Origin of the sequence: Paenibacillus sp. FSL K6-3182 (assembly GCF_037976325.1) — a bacterium.
In the GTDB taxonomy this organism is placed as follows: Bacteria; Bacillota; Bacilli; order Paenibacillales; family Paenibacillaceae; genus Pristimantibacillus.
This window is the reverse complement of record NZ_CP150265.1, coordinates 6,875,001-6,890,825: the sequence shown is the minus strand read 5'-3', so window position 1 is coordinate 6,890,825 and position 15,825 is coordinate 6,875,001. Positions and strand designations below refer to the sequence as shown.

The window sequence follows — 15,825 nt, the reverse complement described above, 5'->3', positions numbered from 1 at the left end:
GAATTAAATAAGGAGGTGCACGAACGATGAAATTGCATGAGCTAGCACCAGCACCGGGCTCAACCCAAGCGCCAAAGCGCAAAGGTCGCGGTATCGGTTCCGGTAACGGTAAAACCGCCGGTAAAGGTCACAAAGGTCAAAACGCTCGTTCCGGCGGCGGCGTTCGTCCTGGTTTCGAGGGCGGACAAAATCCTTTGTATCGTCGAGTGCCGAAACGCGGATTTAACAACCCGTTCCGCAAAGAGTACGCAATTGTCAACATTGAAGAGCTAAATGCTTTTGCAGCAGGTACTGAAGTCACTCCAGAAGTTCTCATCGAGACTGGGATCGTTAAGAACCCGCTCGCAGGAATCAAAATTTTGGGTAATGGTGAAGTTAGCGTTACACTTACTGTTAAAGCAAACAAGTTCTCTCAATCTGCGGTAGAGAAAATCCAGGCTGCCGGCGGTAAAACCGAGGTGATCTAATTGTTCAAGACCGTGTCCAATATTTGGAAAGTGGCGGATCTTCGTACAAGGATCCTCTTCACCCTTTTCATCCTATTAATATACCGCATCGGTGCTTTTATTCCGGTACCTGATGTAAACAAAGATGTGTTTAAGCAAGTTAATACAGCCGGTTCGGAACTGTTCGGCTTGCTTAACACGTTTTCCGGCGGTGCTTTGTTCCAATTCTCTATCTTTGCAATCGGAATTACCCCATATATTACAGCGTCGATTATCGTACAGTTGTTGTCTATGGATGTTATCCCGAAATTTGCTGAGTGGGCAAAGGAAGGCGAGAACGGTAAACGTAAGCTCGCACAAATCACTCGTTATGGTACGATTGTTCTTGGTATGATCCAAGGTTTCGCAACAGCGATCGGCTTTAACCGTCAATACGGTTATGAAATGATCGTTGGTGCAACATTCGTTGATTACTTGCTTATCGCTATTATCTTGACAGCAGGTACTGCTTTCTTGATGTGGCTGGGTGAGCAAATTACGGAAAAAGGAATCGGAAATGGTATTTCCATTCTTATCTTTGCAGCAATTGCAGCTGGTATTCCTGGACACATTCGTACGATCGTCGAAGATCAGTTCGTAGGTGCTCAAGACCAACTGTTCCTGAACATTATCAAAATGGTACTGATTCTGATTGCGATTATCGCAATCATCGTCGGTGTTATATTCGTACAGCAAGGTATTCGTAAAATTCCTGTTCAATACGCAAAACGTGTTGTTGGACGGAAAATGTACGGCGGACAATCGACGCACATTCCGATGAAAGTGAACGGCGCAGGCGTTATTCCGGTCATTTTCGCGGTTTCACTCATCATGTTCCCGGTTACGATTGCTCAGTTTTGGTCCACTCAGGGTTGGGCAGACTGGATTATTAAGAATATGAGCTATGACCAGCCGCTTGGTATGGTATTGTACGTATTGTTAATCATCGGGTTTACCTTCTTCTACACTTTCGTTCAGATTAATCCGGTTCAAATGGCCGATCAAATGAAGAAAAATGGCGGATATATTCCAGGTATTCGTCCAGGAAAGCCAACTTCGTCTTACCTAACACGCGTTATGTCGCGTATTACGTTGACAGGTGCAATTTTCTTGGCCGTTATCTCAATCATTCCGGTATTCTTCGGGACACTTGCTGGATTACCTAAGTCAGTGCAGCTAGGTGGTACTTCATTACTAATCGTTATCGGTGTTGCACTTGATACGATGAAGCAAATCGAGAGCCAGTTGATCAAACGCCATTACAAAGGGTTTATCAATAAATAACAATAGGTTCTGACCGGGCTTCCGCGTTCGTCAACAGGCGCTCTGCGGCAGCCCGCCCGAGCCTATTGTGCTTAAAGCGAGGAACTCAGCAATGAACATTTTATTCATGGGCCCTCCGGGTGCCGGTAAAGGTACACAAGCTGAACGGATCGTAGAAGAGTTCGGTATTCCCCACATTTCCACTGGTGATGCATTCCGCCTCGCTATGAAACAAGGAACCGCACTTGGAATCAAAGCGAAAGAGTATGTCGATCAAGGCTTGCTCGTTCCCGATGAGATCACGAACGGCATTGTAAAGGAAAGACTTGAACAAGCCGATTGCAAAAATGGATTCTTGCTCGACGGGTTTCCTCGCACACTGCAGCAAGCAGAAGCACTTGATGTTATGCTTGCGGAGCTCGGACGCAGTATTGACCATGTTGTAAATTTAAAAGTTGATCGCAGCTTGCTGCTTGCTCGTTTGACGGGCAGACGCATATCGAAAACGACTGGTACGACTTATCATGTAATCTTTAATCCACCTAAGGTCGAAGGTATCTGCGACAAAGACGGCGGAGAATTGTATCAGCGTTCTGATGATACAGAGGAAAAGGTCGGAACTCGTTTGGATGAGTATACATCCAAAACCGCACCTCTACTCGATTACTACAGTGCTAAAGGTCTCCTTCGCGAAGTCGACGGCGAGAAGGACATTGATGTTGTAACATCAGACATCGTTTCCTGCTTGCGAGGTTCATTGTAATGATTATATGCAAATCCGAATCGGAGCTGCGTTATATGAGGGAAGCAGGACGCATTGTTGCGGAAACGCATCGATTGATGGCGCAGGCTGTGAAACCAGGCATCACTACTCGTGAGCTTGACCAAATCGCTGAAACGTACATTAAGAGTCAAAATGCGATTCCTTCCTTCAAAGGTTACAATGGTTTCCCTTCCAGCATTTGTGCTTCTGTGAATGATGAGCTGGTGCACGGCTTCCCTGGGTCACGCAAGTTGAACGAAGGCGATATAATTAGTATCGATATCGGTGCGCAATTTGAAGGCTATCACGGTGATTCAGCTTGGACCTATGCGGTAGGAGCTGTAACCCCTGAAGTTCAGAAGTTGCTCGATGTGACGGAAGCATCGCTTTATGCGGGGCTTGCGCTCGTCAAACCGGATATTAGGCTATATACAATTTCGCATGCTATTCAAAAGGTAATTGAAGATGCAGGATTCTCCGTAGTACGGGAATACGTAGGGCACGGAATCGGCGCGGACCTCCATGAGGAACCACAAATACCGAACTACGGCATACCAGATCGCGGACCTCGTCTGAAGACCGGAATGGTGCTTGCAATCGAACCAATGGTTAATATCGGTGAACGATATGTCCGGACGCTCGAAGACAATTGGACGGTTGTAACGGAAGACGGCTCATGGTGTGCTCATTTCGAGCATACAGTAGCTGTTACAGAGGACGGCTTTGAAATATTGACCATTTTGCCGCAGCAACCATAGTATGACGATGGAAGCTCGTCCCCAGATTGGTCAGTTCGTCAAAGTACTTCGCGGTAAAGATGAGGAAAGCTATGCTGTTATCCTCGCAATTGTTGATGAGCGATTCGTCATGATTGCCGATGGCCATAAGCGCCGATTCGATGGACCGAAGAAAAAGAACGTTCTGCATCTCGAGTTACAGCCTGCAATTAGTTCTGAGGTTTCAAGCAGTATGCAAGAGACCGGCAGGGTGACCAACGCAAAGTTACGTTATGCAATTCAGAAGTATTTAAATGCGAAAGGAGAATGACGGTTGGCTAAGGAAGACATCATTGAGGTCGAAGGTACGGTTATTGAACCGTTGCCGAATGCCACGTTCAAGGTGGAGCTGGAGAACGGTCATCAAATTCTCGCACATGTTTCCGGTAAGCTCAGAATGCACTTTATTCGCATCCTGACAGGAGACAAGGTGGTTATACAGTTATCGCCTTATGATTTATCAAAAGGGCGCATCACCTATCGTAAATAGGCTCAATTTGGAGCTTATTACGAAAGATTCGGGAGGTAATCACAATGAAGGTTAGACCTTCGGTAAAGCCGATCTGCGAAAAATGCAAAGTCATTCGTCGCAAAGGCAACGTTATGGTGATTTGTGAAAATCCGAAACACAAACAAAAACAAGGATAGAAGGAGGGGAATATAGCCTATGGCACGTATAGCTGGTGTAGACTTGCCGCGTGACAAACGCGTCGAAATCGCCCTGACATACATTTTCGGTATCGGCAAAACAACGTCGCAAAAACTTTTGAATACAGCTGAAGTTAGCTACGACACTCGTGTTCGTGACTTGACAGAAGACGAACTTGCTCGCCTTCGCGAAGCAATTGATAAATCTGTTAAAGTAGAAGGCGACTTGCGTCGTGAAATTTCACTTAACATTAAACGTCTGACTGAAATCGGATGCTACCGTGGACTTCGTCACCGTCGCGGCTTGCCTGTTCGCGGTCAACGTACTAAGACAAATGCACGTACGCGTAAAGGTCCTCGTCGGACTGTAGCTAACAAGAAGAAATAAGAAGGGAGGATAATGGACAATGGCTAAACCAAAAAAAGTCGTTCGTACAAAACGCCGCGACCGGAAGAATATTGAGACTGGCGTTGCGCACATTCGCTCGACATTCAACAATACGATCGTTACGATCACGGATCCTCACGGCAATGCAATTTCATGGGCAAGCTCTGGCAACATGGGCTTCAGAGGCTCACGTAAGAGCACGCCTTTCGCAGCGCAAATGGCTGCTGAAACAGCTGCTAAAGCTGCGATGGAGCATGGCATGAGAACTGTCGAAGTGATGGTAAAAGGACCAGGCGCTGGCCGCGAAGCTGCGATTCGTTCGCTTCAAGCTGCTGGATTGGAAGTTAACCTCATTAAAGACGTAACACCAGTTCCTCATAACGGATGCCGTCCTCCGAAACGTCGTCGCGTATAGTTGGATCTGATGTGGTATCAAATATCAACAACTTGTGAATAATGGTTGTGAAGGTTTGGCATACTACAAGGTTTGACTTAAAATAACGTAAGCTAACGGAGCGACGTTTGAAGGAGGGTACTATTAGTGATTGAGATCGAAAAGCCGAAAATCGAAACCGTAGAACTGAATGATGAGGGAACTTACGGACGTTTCGTCGTCGAGCCGCTTGAACGCGGATATGGCACGACGCTTGGGAATTCGCTTCGCCGAATTTTGTTGTCGTCGTTGCCGGGTGCAGCAGTAACTTCGGTTCAAATCGATGGAGTGCTTCACGAGTTCTCTACGGTTCCCGGAGTGATTGAGGATGTTACCGAAATCATTCTGAACCTGAAGGGCCTCTCGTTGAAAATCCACTCCGATGAAGAAAAGGTGTTGGAAATCGACGCGGATGGCGAAGGGAATATTACAGCGGGCGACATTCGAGCAGACAGCGATGTCGAGATTTTAAGCCCTGATCTTCACATCGCAACCTTGGCCTCCGGCGCGCGGCTCCATATGCGGGTATTTGCTAATCGGGGACGCGGTTACGTGCAAGCGGATCGCAACAAGAAAGACGAACAACCGATTGGTGTAATTCCTGTAGATTCGATTTACACGCCAATTACTCGTGTAAATTATAGCGTTGAAAATACGCGTGTTGGTCAAGTAACTAACTACGACAAGCTAACGCTTGAAGTATGGACTGACGGTAGTATTAGACCGGAAGAGGCTGTGAGCCTCGGCGCTAAAATTTTGACCGAGCATTTGGACTTGTTCGTTGGATTGACCGATGAAGCCAAAGACGCTGAAATAATGGTTGAGAAGGAAGAAGATAAGAAAGAGAAAGTTCTAGAGATGACGATCGAGGAACTTGATCTTTCCGTCCGTTCTTACAACTGCTTGAAACGCGCTGGAATCAACACGGTTCAAGAGCTAATTACGAAATCCGAAGAGGATATGATGAAGGTCCGTAACCTAGGCCGAAAATCCCTCGAGGAAGTTCAAGAGAAGCTTGAAGAGCTTGGTTTGGGCCTTCGCATGGAAGAGTAGTAACCAACTAGTGAAGACTTAAGAGCAAGGGAGGGGAAAACAAGATGGCATATCAAAAATTAGGACGTGACGCTAGTGCACGGAAAGCTTTGTTCCGTGACCTCGTTACTGACTTGTTCCTTTATGAGCGTATTCAAACGACTGAAGCTAAAGCGAAAGAAGTTCGTTCAATCGCTGAGAAGCTGATCACTAAAGCTAAGCAAGGTGATCTTCATGCTCGTCGTCAAGTAGCTGCTTATGTTCGTCGCGAAACTGTCGATGGTACACAAGACGCTATTCAAAAGCTATTCTCCGATCTAGCACCTCGCTATGCGGAGCGTGCAGGCGGCTACACGCGTATTCTAAAACTAGGACCCCGTCGCGGCGATGCTGCGCCTATGGTTTACCTAGAATTGGTTGACCGCGCGTAGGTTACCTAATAAATGAAATGTATAAGCTTGTCCACAGCGTTAAACCTTGTCCAAGCTTTATACGCGAGCGGTAAACGGCTTGTGCCTGCCAACGTGGGGGATGAGCTGCCAACGCAATAAAATATAAGTAAGTATTAGGGTCTCCCTATACTTCTTATATTTTAATGAAAAGGGTGGACCCTTGCGGCCACCTTTTTTTGTTTGAAAAGAATGATTTGTTATTCATGCCAGGGGCAATAGATGAGCTTGTGTGATACCTACAGGTGTCCATAAGGCTTAGCATCTTAGGTTCTCTTAGCAAGAGGGAATTTTGGACGTTTAGGTATCCCTATAGTTAAAGGGGGGGATAGGTTGAGGAATATATGCGTAAAGGTCAGTTATGACGGGGCAGGCTTTAACGGTTTTCAGACGCAGCCTTACGGCAGAACGGTTCAGGGTGAAATAGAGAAGGCTATAAAGAAGCTGACGGGCGAGACGACCATTATTATTGGCTCGGGTCGCACAGATGCGGGAGTGCATGCGCGGGGACAAATATTCAATTTCTATACGGAATCTACGATTCCGACAGAGAGATGGGCGATTGCGCTTAATACGCGGTTGCCGAAGGATATCGTCATTATTGAAGCATTCGATGTGCCAGAACATTTTCATGCAAGAAGATCCGCTAAGCGCAAAACGTATCGCTATACGATTGATACTGGTAAGTTTCCTGATGTATTTGGCCGACAATATCGCTTTCATCATCCGACGCCGCTTGATGTGGATGCGATGCGGGAGGGTCTCAGCTACCTAGTAGGTAAACATGACTTTACTTCCTTCACATCGATACATTCAACCAAGCCTCATCATATTCGTACGATCTATGAAGCAGATTTTGTTCAGGAAGGCCCAATCGTGCATATGTACGTGACAGGCAATGGTTTTCTGTACAATATGGTTCGAGTCATTATGGGAACTTTATTATGGGTTGGCGAAGGGAAGATGGCTTCATCGGAGATCAAAAACATCCTTGAGGGGCGAAATCGTTCGCTTGCTGGTCCTACGGCAATGCCGCATGGATTGATGTTGATGGATGTTGAATATTCCAGCGAAATACAGGGATAAATCACTATAAATTACTTGCACTTACTTATTCTTTATAGTAGAATATAACTTGTGCTTTCGAAGTGGCTAACCCACAGCCCCGACTGAGATTGTCACAAACTTGGCTATCAACAATGAACAAACAAATCAACGTTTACGTTGTTATAAAAACGATTAATGTATGAAATTAAGGAGGATCATCCATGCGTACCACTTATATGGCTAAATCAACTGAAGTTGATCGTAAATGGTTCGTCGTCGATGCGGAAGGCAAAACGCTAGGCCGCTTGGCGAGTGAAGTTGCTGCCCTGATCCGCGGCAAACACAAACCGACATTTACGCCACATGTTGATACAGGCGATTTCGTTGTTGTTATCAACGCTGAAAAAATCCATCTGACAGGTAAGAAAATGTCAGATAAAATTTACTACAGTCACTCCATGTACTCCGGCGGATTGAAATCCACTCCGGCTCAAGAGATGATTAAAAACAAGCCAGAACGCGTAATCGAACTGGCTGTACACGGCATGTTGCCTAAGAACCGTCTTGGTAACAAAATGAAGCTTAAACTTAAAGTATACGCAGGTGCTGAACATCCGCATCAAGCACAAAACCCTGAAGTTTACGAACTTCGCGGGTAATAAAGAGGAGGACAAGTTTCATGGCTCAAGTGCAATACTATGGAACCGGTCGTCGTAAACACTCTGTTGCACGTGTACGTCTTGTGCCGGGTGAAGGACGAATCATTATTAACAAACGCGACCTTAATGAATATTTTGGTCTAGAAACATTGAAGCTGATCGTAAAACAACCGCTTAACCTTACTGACACATTGTCTAACTACGATGTACTAGTAATTGCTAACGGCGGCGGTATGTCCGGTCAAGCAGGCGCTATCCGTCACGGTATTTCACGTGCTTTGCTTAAAGCAGACCCTGAATTCCGTCCGGCTCTAAAACGTGCTGGCTTCCTAACTCGTGATCCGCGTATGAAAGAGCGTAAAAAATACGGTCTTAAAGCGGCTCGTCGCGCTCCACAATTCTCGAAACGTTAATACTTCAAAATGTCTTCTCTGCTTGCCAGAGAGGGCATTTTTTTGTTTAAAGAAGAAAAGCTACAACCAATGTAGACTTTTTTACTGCTATTCCCTTAAAAACACCTTTGCTGATCGGAAGACGCATAAGGTGTTTTTTGGTGTGTCCAATAAAATTTCAAACTTTATTTCATTTTGGTTAAAACTTATATTGAACATTTCACTTTTTGGACGTATAATTTTTATACAGAGCAATTTACTAGGAATTAAAAACGGAGGGCAAAAAAAATGAACCTTTTTGAAAAAGAAGCGCTTATCAAACAAAAGGAAGTAGAACTGGAAAACGCAACACCGGAAGAAATTATTGCGTTTGCGGTAGAAACTTTCCCTAATATTACTTTTGCATGCAGCTTTGGTGCTGAAGATGTTGTGCTTGTTGATATGCTGCAAAAAATTAGCCCAAAAACGGACATTTTCTATTTAGATACGGATTACCATTTCAAAGAGACGTATGAAACTCGTGATTTGATGGCTAAGCGCTACCCAGGCATTCCATTCGTAGAAGTTAAGCCTGAAATTACACCTGAGGAGCAAGCTGCACAGTTTGGTGAAGAGCTTTGGAAATCCGATGCGAACGCATGCTGCAACATTCGTAAAGTTAAACCATTAACCCAAATTCTTTCGAAATATGATGCTTGGATTACAGGTATTCGCCGCGATCAAGCACCTACTCGTGCGAATTCCAAAAAAATTGAGTACGACACAAAATTCGGGCTCGTTAAATTTAATCCAATCGCTCACTGGACATCCGAGGACGTATGGAACTATATTCGCGAGAATGATGTTATTTACAACCCATTGCATGATCAAAACTACCCGAGCATCGGCTGCGAGCAATGCACGCGCAAAGTAATGCCTGGTGAAGATCCACGCGCTGGACGCTGGGCAGGTCAAGAAAAAACAGAATGCGGATTGCATAAATAAGCACTCTCGAGGAGGAGCAATATCAATGAGTCAAATTCTACCGCACGGCGGCGTACTCGTTAACCGTGTCGCTACGGGCGAACAACGTGAAGCATTACTAGCTGAAGCTGCTACCCTTAAATCGATTACGATCAACACTTGGGCTATATCTGACCTTGATTTGATCGCAGTTGGAGCATTTTCCCCACTTATTGGTTTTATGAACGAAGCTGATTACCAGTCCGTTGTGAAAGACATGCGTCTAGCAAATGGCACGGTATGGAGCATTCCTATTACGCTTGCTGTAGAAGAAGCGAAGGCAGCAGAGTTGTCCGCAGGGGAACGCGCAGCGTTAGTCGGTGAAGATGGCGTAACATACGCCATTATCAGCATTGATAGCATTTATTCGGTTGACCATAAAGTTGAAGCAGTGAATGTGTTCAAGACAGATGATTTGGAGCACCCAGGTGTTCAAAAGCTGTTCGAACGCTCTTCCATAAATGTAGGCGGAGAAATTACGGTGCTGAACCGTCCTCAGCCTGAGAAGTTTAACGAGTTTTATTTTGACCCAGCGGAAACGCGTCGTCTATTTGCAGAAAAGGGCTGGAAAACCGTTGTTGGCTTCCAAACTCGCAATCCGGTTCACCGCGCGCATGAATACATTCAAAAAACAGCAATGGAAATCGTTGATGCGCTTTTCCTCAATCCGCTCGTTGGTGAAACGAAATCGGACGATGTTCCTGCGAATGTACGGATGAAGAGCTATCTCGCACTGCTTGATAACTATTACCCGAAGGATCGTGTATTCCTTGGCGTATTCCCGGCAGCTATGCGTTACGCTGGACCTCGTGAGGCGATCTTCCATGCTCTCGTTCGTAAAAACTATGGCTGCTCGCATTTTATTGTTGGACGCGATCATGCCGGTGTAGGCGACTACTATGGAACATACGAAGCACAGGATCTGCTCAAAACGATTCCAGTAGAAGATCTAGGCATTACTCCACTTTATTTCGAGCACAGCTTCTTCTGCAAAGAGTGCGGCAACATGGCTACATTAAAAACTTGCCCTCATGACAAGGAGCATCATTTGACGCTTTCGGGTACGAAGGTACGCGCATTGCTGCGCGATGGCATTTGCCCGCCGCCTGAGTTTTCCCGTCCTGAGGTTGCTAAAATACTGATTGAAGGCATGTCTGAGCAGCCAGTAGTTTAATTAACCGAATAACATAAGGTTTGTCTCATAAACGACCATCTCGTCCCATATAAATGAAAGTGTGCATCTGGCTTGATTGAGCTGCTTGCTGCTATGTATTCATTTGATGGAAAACGGGGTGGTTTTTTTATGCGCCGAATTGATCGGCATGTTGTCATTTGGTTGACGTATAAAGGCTTAATTCGCATCAGTATCGGATTGCTGGTTATTGCACTAACGGGCATACTGCTTACACAATCGATGCCTTCAAAAAAAGCATGGTCTTATTGGACGCTGCCTTTGTCGGGCAAGACTATTGCCATTGATGCCGGGCATGGCGGGGCAGACGGCGGTGCGGTCAGTAAGCAGGGCATTATCGAAAAGGATTTAAACTTAGCGATTGCACTGTATTTGCGCGATTATTTGCAGCAGGCTGGAGCGGTCGTCGTTATGACAAGGGAAGGGGATTACGATCTTGCAACAGGGGATTCAAGAGCCTATAGCAAGCGCAAGACAGAGGATTTAAAGAAGCGAGTGTCCCTTATTAAAAACAGCAATCCGGCCGCAGTCATAAGCATACATATGAACAGTATCCCTTCAGCTAAGTGGACGGGTGCACAAACCTTTTTTCATCCGGACAATCACCCAGACAATCGGATTCTCGCAACCTTCATTCAAGATGAGATTAAACGCAATTTAGAAAATACGACAAGAGTTGCCGCTACCGTGAAGGATGTTTATGTGCTGAAAGCAATCGAGAACATCCCGACGGCACTCGTTGAGGTGGGCTTTTTATCTAACCCTGGGGAATCACAGCGGCTTGCGGATACGGAGTACCAAAGATCGGTAGCTGCCTCTATCTATGAGGGGATTCTAAGATATACTGCAGGGGAGAAGCTGAGCGGCAGCGTGCTGCAAGACGAGGTAACCGACAAGTAAGAAACCTTTCGCCGAAAATGAAGCAAAGCTGCACCCTATGACTTGGTTCATGGGCTTACTGTGTTATACTAACTATTATATAGTTTTAATTATATAAAGGTGGGACACAACCTATGTTGACACGAGAGCAAGTTATAGAGGCCGTTGAAATCGTGACGGCACAGCATAAAGCGGATGGGGTTACCATCCGCGATGTAATGGTTCGGGACCGTCAAGTTTCGATGACGGTCCTTGGGTCTGGCGCGGCAATGGAGCCCGCGCTGGAAGCCTCGCTCCGCGAGGCGCTGGCGCGCCTGGGCGCCGAAACCGTGCATTTCCGGTTTCGGGCCGAGGCAGCGCCTGCCGCAGGCGCAGGCGCGTCTACGCCGCCGCCAGCGGCAGCTGCAGCACCGGCTGCGGCTAGCGCCGGTGCTGGCAAATCTAGCGGCCCAGCGCCCGTTCAGGGGCACGGGGCCGGCCTAGCTAACCCGCTGCTGGATCCTGCCAGCGGGGTGCAGTTCATCGCCGTCGCGAGCGGCAAGGGCGGCGTCGGCAAATCGACAGTGACCGTCAACTTGGCGGTCGCTTTAGCCCGCAGGGGCAAGCGTGTCGGCATCATCGATGCGGATATCTACGGCTTCAGCGTGCCGGATATGATGGGGATCGAAGAGCGCCCGGATGTTGTGAATGAACGGGTCATCCCTATTGAGAAGTTTGGTGTTAAGGTGATGTCCATGGGCTTCTTCGTAGAGGACAACAGCCCAATCGTGTGGCGCGGACCGATGCTTGGCAAAATGCTGCGCAACTTCTTCCAAGAGATTGAATGGGGCGAGCTTGACTACCTGCTGCTAGACCTTCCGCCGGGTACGGGAGATGTAGCGCTTGATGTTCATCAGATTATTCCGCAAAGCAAAGAAATTATCGTAACTACCCCGCATGCTACAGCAGCATTCGTTGCAGCTAGGGCAGGAGCAATGGCGATTAAGACGGAACACGAAATCATTGGAATCGTCGAGAATATGTCCTATTTCGAATCTAAAGTTACCGGCGAGAGAGAATATGTATTTGGCCGCGGTGGCGGCGCACGCCTCGCAGAGACGCTTCATTCAGATCTGCTTGCTCAAATTCCATTGGGGGCTCCAGACAATCATGTATCTGAGCCTGACTTTGCACCGTCGGTATACAAAGCCGATACTGAAACAGGGAAGATGTACTTGGAGCTTGCAGACAGCGTATTAGCGAAATGCGGCAAATAGTCAAATAACAAAAGCCCGAACCATTGTCTAAGGCAGCTAATCCTTGCTGCCATGCGGACAACCTGTTCGGGCTTTTTTGAATTCATTTTATGCGATGAAAACAATACTTCTACCGCTACATAGCCGAATCGCCGCCTTGTTCATCTCCGCCGCCTGAATCGTCCCCGCCGCCGCCTTCCTCATCGGATTTTTGCTCACCGCCCGATTCTTCCTTCTTTTTATCTACTTTCTGGTCTGGGCTTGGTTTAAGCTCCTCTTGTACCGCTTTTTTCATCAGATCAAGCACTTCAAGTCGAAACAATGGATTTTGCATCGCATCCTGCATAAGGGACATCACTTCCTTGCGGTATTGCGTACTTTGCAGCACCTCAAGAATCATCTTGTCCATTTCAGGGTTTTTAAGCACCTTAATTAAATCAGCTTGATAGGAGGGGTCCTTTATTAGTTCTTTATGGATTTGTTTATTTTGCTTATTAACGGATTTGGCAAATTCCCCCGCGAAACGTGGATCAACCATAAGCTTTTTGATTACCTTGTCGTACTGAGGAGAAATAAGGACATCCTTAACCGCTAAGCGAACCTCCTCTTGATCCTGCACAGACAGCAGCTTGGAGGTTTGACCACTATAACCGGAAATTTGCTGTGATGACTCCTGCAGTGCTTTTTGGGCATCCTCCGTTTTGAGGATATCAATAACCATCGTTTTTAAATCCTTGTAGCTGACCTGCTCATTACTACCTCCAGAGGACTCGGCGCCACAGCCGGATAAAACAAATAACATGGCTGAAATAATCGAAAATAAAGCAAAGCTCTTACGCATGATTCGCAAGCTCCTTCCTATGTCATTGCTGCTGCATACCGTTTGGATAAACAAATCGTTCGAAAAGTGATGGATCGTATAGTTATTATGTACAAAGTTCACCGGATTATCATGGACAGACTTTAGCTTTTTATTGTGAACGTGGTAAAATAAAGGGTAATGTGGATAACAGGAGGATAATGAACGTGAATTTAAAAAAGTGGTTCTTTTTATTTTGGAGCGGCATGGTAGTAGGCGGGCTTGCCTGCGTAATTACCGGTGCGTTGATGGCTTGGGTAGATCCGGAGTTTGGGTTCTTAGGTTTTAAAGCTGTCGGCTTTAATGCATTAATGATGGGTTTGGTCGGTTTAATGATTGGAGCATTTAGCCAAATGGGCTTTTTCGCTTATTTAACGTTAAACTACATCGCTCTTAGCGTATTTGGCAAAAAATATTTATGGAACGCGCTACAAGGCTATACGACGTTATTCGCAGCAATAGGACTGGGGTATATGTTGTATGAGCAGCGCCTGAACAACTGGTTTTTCTGGACATTGCCGCTTGCCCTGCTTCTATTTTCTGTTGCAGTATCATGGTTCAAGGTTAAGCAAACGAACAAAACCGCTTTTGTGCCAACCATGTTTTTGATGTTCTTCATTACATTCATTGAGTCTTGGCCTGCACTTCAAGGTGAAACGAACGTATCTGCTATTGTATTTATGATGGTTCCTTTATTCGTCTGCAATGCATACCAAATTATGATGATGCACCGTTTGGTCAAAAAACAAACAACCGACTCAGCAGCGATTGCTGCGAAGCCGGTCGTTTAACTTAATATTCTAGTTCAGCAGCATTAATTTGCGGGAATGTAGAGGATGTCTTGTCCTGCACCGCTTTGCCGTCAACCTCAGTTTGTGTGATGAGGTCGGTTACCGTAACAAACTCATAGCCTTTTTCACGCAGCTGATCAATAACGATCGGAAGCGCCTCATGTGTCTGCTTTACGGAATCACTCGCATGGAACAAAATGATGTCGCCAGGATGAGCACGCGTAACGACCCGATTAATAATTTTGTCGGTGCCGATGTTCATCCAGTCGAGTGAATCCGTATCCCACTGAATTACCTTATATTGCAGCTCTTCAGCAATGCGCAGAACCCGCTTGTCAAAATCTCCGTTAGGAAGTCGGATCAATTTCGGTTGTTTTCCCGTTACGTCGGATAAAATGGTGTGTGCAGTCGTAATTTGTTTGCGAATTTCTTCATCGCTAAGCTTGCTGTAATTATCATGTTTGTGGCCATGGCTGCCTATTTCATAACCAGCCTCTTGAATCTTTCTGACGATCTCGGGATGGGACTGGCTCCATGGTGAAGATAAGAAGAAGGTAGCCTGTTTAATGTTTTTCTCTTTTAGCACATTAAGAATGGGTTCCGTGCGTTTATCGCCCCAACTAATGTCAAAGGTAAGAGCAACAACCTTTTTGTCAGTGGGTACGCTGTAGATTGCAGCCGGCTGCTGCGGAGCAAAGACGGTGATGTTGTCACGTTCGGCATAAATAATGCCAATTGAAAATACGACAGCGATAGCAATTAAGAAATACCTTTTCAACTTTCGGCCATTCAGAACATAAAAAACGTTCATTGGGAAGGGCACTCCTCTCTAATGGAAGCTTGTACAAAGATAAGAAAGTATAAATCCGACCTTTATACTTCACTTATCCTTAATTGCGAAACGAGTATTTGCCTCCAACGAAGGCTGCCGTCGTTTACGCTTGTAGTACAATCTATGCTCGTACTACAGAGATATTCATCCATCTTGCGAACTTACAAGCTGCGGAGGGGATAAAATGTTTAAATGGCGTTTGATTTGGGAGCATTTTAAACAAATGAATCCCTATATAGCGTTTGGATCCATACTATTTTTAGCAGGTATGGTTATCGGAGGCACGAACCCAGCGTTCAGAGCTTTTCTTGATGAACAGCTGAAGGGGCTAGGACAGCTCGCTGAAATGATCGATGATTCCAAAAATCCAACGTTAACGATGATGATTTTCATTTTTTTGAATAATGCGGTTAAATCGATACTGGTTATGTACTTAGGTGCTTTGTTTGGGGTATTGCCTTTCTTTTTCTTAGTTGTAAATGGAATGATGATCGGTTATTTACTGAAAACGACAGCTGAGCTTCATGGCGGCGGGTATGTGATGGAGCTTATTGTTAAAGGTTTGCTGCCGCACGGAATTCTGGAAATTCCCGCGATTATTTTTGCATGTGCTTATGGCATGCGTTTTGGAGTACTCATCTTCAAAGCGGTCGGATCTCTTGTATTTGCAAGATCTAAGACAGGGAATGTAAGCCGAGAG

Annotated in this window: 22 protein-coding genes (1 of these 22 cut by a window edge); 20 read left to right on the top strand and 2 right to left on the bottom strand. The window is 45.9% G+C overall.

Features of this window, described 5'->3' with window-relative positions; all coding sequences use genetic code 11:
* Positions 1–26: 26 nt before the first annotated feature.
* From rplO to MHH56_RS30065, 18 genes are all read left to right on the top strand, one after another.
* The gene (gene rplO / locus MHH56_RS30150; protein WP_053373914.1) at positions 27–467 is read left to right on the top strand and encodes a 50S ribosomal protein L15; all 441 of its coding nucleotides are present in this window, start codon (positions 27–29) and stop codon (positions 465–467) included.
* Entirely contained in the window at positions 468–1,769 is a 1,302-nt protein-coding gene (gene secY / locus MHH56_RS30145; RefSeq protein ID WP_076271421.1) for a preprotein translocase subunit SecY, read from the top strand.
* Between the two features lie 91 nt (positions 1,770–1,860).
* Entirely contained in the window at positions 1,861–2,511 is a 651-nt protein-coding gene (locus tag MHH56_RS30140) for an adenylate kinase (protein WP_076271420.1), read from the top strand.
* Positions 2,511–3,269 carry a type I methionyl aminopeptidase gene (map, locus tag MHH56_RS30135; RefSeq protein WP_339205286.1) on the top strand — a complete coding sequence of 253 codons (759 nt, stop codon included), beginning with the start codon at positions 2,511–2,513 and terminating at the stop codon, positions 3,267–3,269. The genes MHH56_RS30140 and map overlap by 1 nt, the downstream gene beginning before the upstream one ends.
* 7 nt (positions 3,270–3,276) lie before the next feature.
* Positions 3,277–3,558: a KOW domain-containing RNA-binding protein gene (locus MHH56_RS30130; RefSeq protein ID WP_144376900.1), complete on the top strand. Its 282-nt coding sequence runs from the start codon at positions 3,277–3,279 to the stop codon at positions 3,556–3,558.
* Positions 3,559–3,561: 3 nt separating this feature from the next.
* A complete protein-coding gene (infA, locus tag MHH56_RS30125) occupies positions 3,562–3,777 on the top strand; it encodes a translation initiation factor IF-1 (RefSeq protein WP_053373919.1) in 216 nt (71 codons plus the stop codon).
* A 44-nt stretch (positions 3,778–3,821) separates the two neighbouring features.
* Positions 3,822–3,935, top strand: coding sequence for a 50S ribosomal protein L36 (gene rpmJ / locus MHH56_RS30120; protein WP_003333770.1), 114 nt, complete (start codon positions 3,822–3,824; stop codon positions 3,933–3,935).
* Positions 3,936–3,954: 19 nt separating this feature from the next.
* The gene (rpsM, locus tag MHH56_RS30115) at positions 3,955–4,323 is read left to right on the top strand and encodes a 30S ribosomal protein S13 (RefSeq protein ID WP_054025308.1); all 369 of its coding nucleotides are present in this window, start codon (positions 3,955–3,957) and stop codon (positions 4,321–4,323) included.
* 19 nt (positions 4,324–4,342) lie between these two features.
* The gene (rpsK, locus tag MHH56_RS30110; protein ID WP_054025307.1) at positions 4,343–4,738 is read left to right on the top strand and encodes a 30S ribosomal protein S11; all 396 of its coding nucleotides are present in this window, start codon (positions 4,343–4,345) and stop codon (positions 4,736–4,738) included.
* A gap of 126 nt (positions 4,739–4,864) precedes the next feature.
* Positions 4,865–5,809, top strand: coding sequence for a DNA-directed RNA polymerase subunit alpha (locus MHH56_RS30105; protein WP_053373922.1), 945 nt, complete (start codon positions 4,865–4,867; stop codon positions 5,807–5,809).
* A gap of 44 nt (positions 5,810–5,853) precedes the next feature.
* Complete coding sequence (gene rplQ / locus MHH56_RS30100) at positions 5,854–6,219, top strand: 50S ribosomal protein L17 (protein WP_076271417.1); 366 nt, start codon at positions 5,854–5,856, stop codon at positions 6,217–6,219.
* A gap of 351 nt (positions 6,220–6,570) precedes the next feature.
* Positions 6,571–7,323, top strand: a complete 753-nt coding sequence (gene truA, locus MHH56_RS30095; RefSeq protein ID WP_054025305.1) for a tRNA pseudouridine(38-40) synthase TruA — start codon at positions 6,571–6,573, stop codon at positions 7,321–7,323.
* Positions 7,324–7,505: 182 nt separating this feature from the next.
* Entirely contained in the window at positions 7,506–7,943 is a 438-nt protein-coding gene (rplM, locus tag MHH56_RS30090) for a 50S ribosomal protein L13 (protein WP_054025304.1), read from the top strand.
* A gap of 20 nt (positions 7,944–7,963) precedes the next feature.
* Positions 7,964–8,356, top strand: a complete 393-nt coding sequence (gene rpsI, locus MHH56_RS30085) for a 30S ribosomal protein S9 (protein ID WP_054025303.1) — start codon at positions 7,964–7,966, stop codon at positions 8,354–8,356.
* Positions 8,357–8,623: 267 nt separating this feature from the next.
* Entirely contained in the window at positions 8,624–9,319 is a 696-nt protein-coding gene (locus tag MHH56_RS30080) for a phosphoadenylyl-sulfate reductase (protein WP_076271416.1), read from the top strand.
* Between the two features lie 25 nt (positions 9,320–9,344).
* Positions 9,345–10,511: a sulfate adenylyltransferase gene (gene sat / locus MHH56_RS30075; protein WP_339205280.1), complete on the top strand. Its 1,167-nt coding sequence runs from the start codon at positions 9,345–9,347 to the stop codon at positions 10,509–10,511.
* A 129-nt stretch (positions 10,512–10,640) separates the two neighbouring features.
* Complete coding sequence (gene cwlD / locus MHH56_RS30070; protein ID WP_076271459.1) at positions 10,641–11,429, top strand: N-acetylmuramoyl-L-alanine amidase CwlD; 789 nt, start codon at positions 10,641–10,643, stop codon at positions 11,427–11,429.
* 113 nt (positions 11,430–11,542) lie between these two features.
* Positions 11,543–12,664: a P-loop NTPase gene (locus MHH56_RS30065; protein WP_076271414.1), complete on the top strand. Its 1,122-nt coding sequence runs from the start codon at positions 11,543–11,545 to the stop codon at positions 12,662–12,664.
* Between the two features lie 115 nt (positions 12,665–12,779).
* Here MHH56_RS30065 and gerD read toward each other — a convergent pair whose 3' ends face one another.
* Positions 12,780–13,484, bottom strand: a complete 705-nt coding sequence (gerD, locus tag MHH56_RS30060; protein WP_339205278.1) for a spore germination lipoprotein GerD — start codon at positions 13,482–13,484, stop codon at positions 12,780–12,782.
* A 185-nt stretch (positions 13,485–13,669) separates the two neighbouring features.
* Here gerD and MHH56_RS30055 point away from each other — a divergent pair, with 185 nt between their 5' ends.
* Complete coding sequence (locus MHH56_RS30055; RefSeq protein ID WP_339205276.1) at positions 13,670–14,293, top strand: KinB-signaling pathway activation protein; 624 nt, start codon at positions 13,670–13,672, stop codon at positions 14,291–14,293.
* A 1-nt stretch (position 14,294) separates the two neighbouring features.
* Here MHH56_RS30055 and pdaB read toward each other — a convergent pair whose 3' ends face one another.
* Complete coding sequence (gene pdaB, locus MHH56_RS30050; protein WP_076271411.1) at positions 14,295–15,104, bottom strand: polysaccharide deacetylase family sporulation protein PdaB; 810 nt, start codon at positions 15,102–15,104, stop codon at positions 14,295–14,297.
* 205 nt (positions 15,105–15,309) lie between these two features.
* Here pdaB and MHH56_RS30045 point away from each other — a divergent pair, with 205 nt between their 5' ends.
* Positions 15,310–15,825: the 5' portion of a stage II sporulation protein M gene (locus MHH56_RS30045; protein WP_339205274.1), read on the top strand. Its footprint extends 111 nt past the window's final position; the window shows 516 of its 627 coding nt (coding positions 1–516); the start codon lies at positions 15,310–15,312; its stop codon lies beyond the right edge, outside the window.

Coding starts and splice junctions, on each gene's coding strand:
- MHH56_RS30140 (WP_076271420.1), top strand. CDS start 1,861: ATGAACATTTTATTCATGGGCCCTCCGGGTGCCGGTAAAGGTACACAA.
- cwlD (WP_076271459.1), top strand. CDS start 10,641: ATGCGCCGAATTGATCGGCATGTTGTCATTTGGTTGACGTATAAAGGC.
- rpsK (WP_054025307.1), top strand. CDS start 4,343: ATGGCTAAACCAAAAAAAGTCGTTCGTACAAAACGCCGCGACCGGAAG.
- rplQ (WP_076271417.1), top strand. CDS start 5,854: ATGGCATATCAAAAATTAGGACGTGACGCTAGTGCACGGAAAGCTTTG.
- rpsM (WP_054025308.1), top strand. CDS start 3,955: ATGGCACGTATAGCTGGTGTAGACTTGCCGCGTGACAAACGCGTCGAA.
- rplO (WP_053373914.1), top strand. CDS start 27: ATGAAATTGCATGAGCTAGCACCAGCACCGGGCTCAACCCAAGCGCCA.
- rpmJ (WP_003333770.1), top strand. CDS start 3,822: ATGAAGGTTAGACCTTCGGTAAAGCCGATCTGCGAAAAATGCAAAGTC.
- rplM (WP_054025304.1), top strand. CDS start 7,506: ATGCGTACCACTTATATGGCTAAATCAACTGAAGTTGATCGTAAATGG.
- MHH56_RS30080 (WP_076271416.1), top strand. CDS start 8,624: ATGAACCTTTTTGAAAAAGAAGCGCTTATCAAACAAAAGGAAGTAGAA.
- gerD (WP_339205278.1), bottom strand. CDS start 13,484: ATGCGTAAGAGCTTTGCTTTATTTTCGATTATTTCAGCCATGTTATTT.
- pdaB (WP_076271411.1), bottom strand. CDS start 15,104: ATGAACGTTTTTTATGTTCTGAATGGCCGAAAGTTGAAAAGGTATTTC.
- sat (WP_339205280.1), top strand. CDS start 9,345: ATGAGTCAAATTCTACCGCACGGCGGCGTACTCGTTAACCGTGTCGCT.
- MHH56_RS30130 (WP_144376900.1), top strand. CDS start 3,277: ATGGAAGCTCGTCCCCAGATTGGTCAGTTCGTCAAAGTACTTCGCGGT.
- rpsI (WP_054025303.1), top strand. CDS start 7,964: ATGGCTCAAGTGCAATACTATGGAACCGGTCGTCGTAAACACTCTGTT.
- MHH56_RS30065 (WP_076271414.1), top strand. CDS start 11,543: ATGTTGACACGAGAGCAAGTTATAGAGGCCGTTGAAATCGTGACGGCA.
- map (WP_339205286.1), top strand. CDS start 2,511: ATGATTATATGCAAATCCGAATCGGAGCTGCGTTATATGAGGGAAGCA.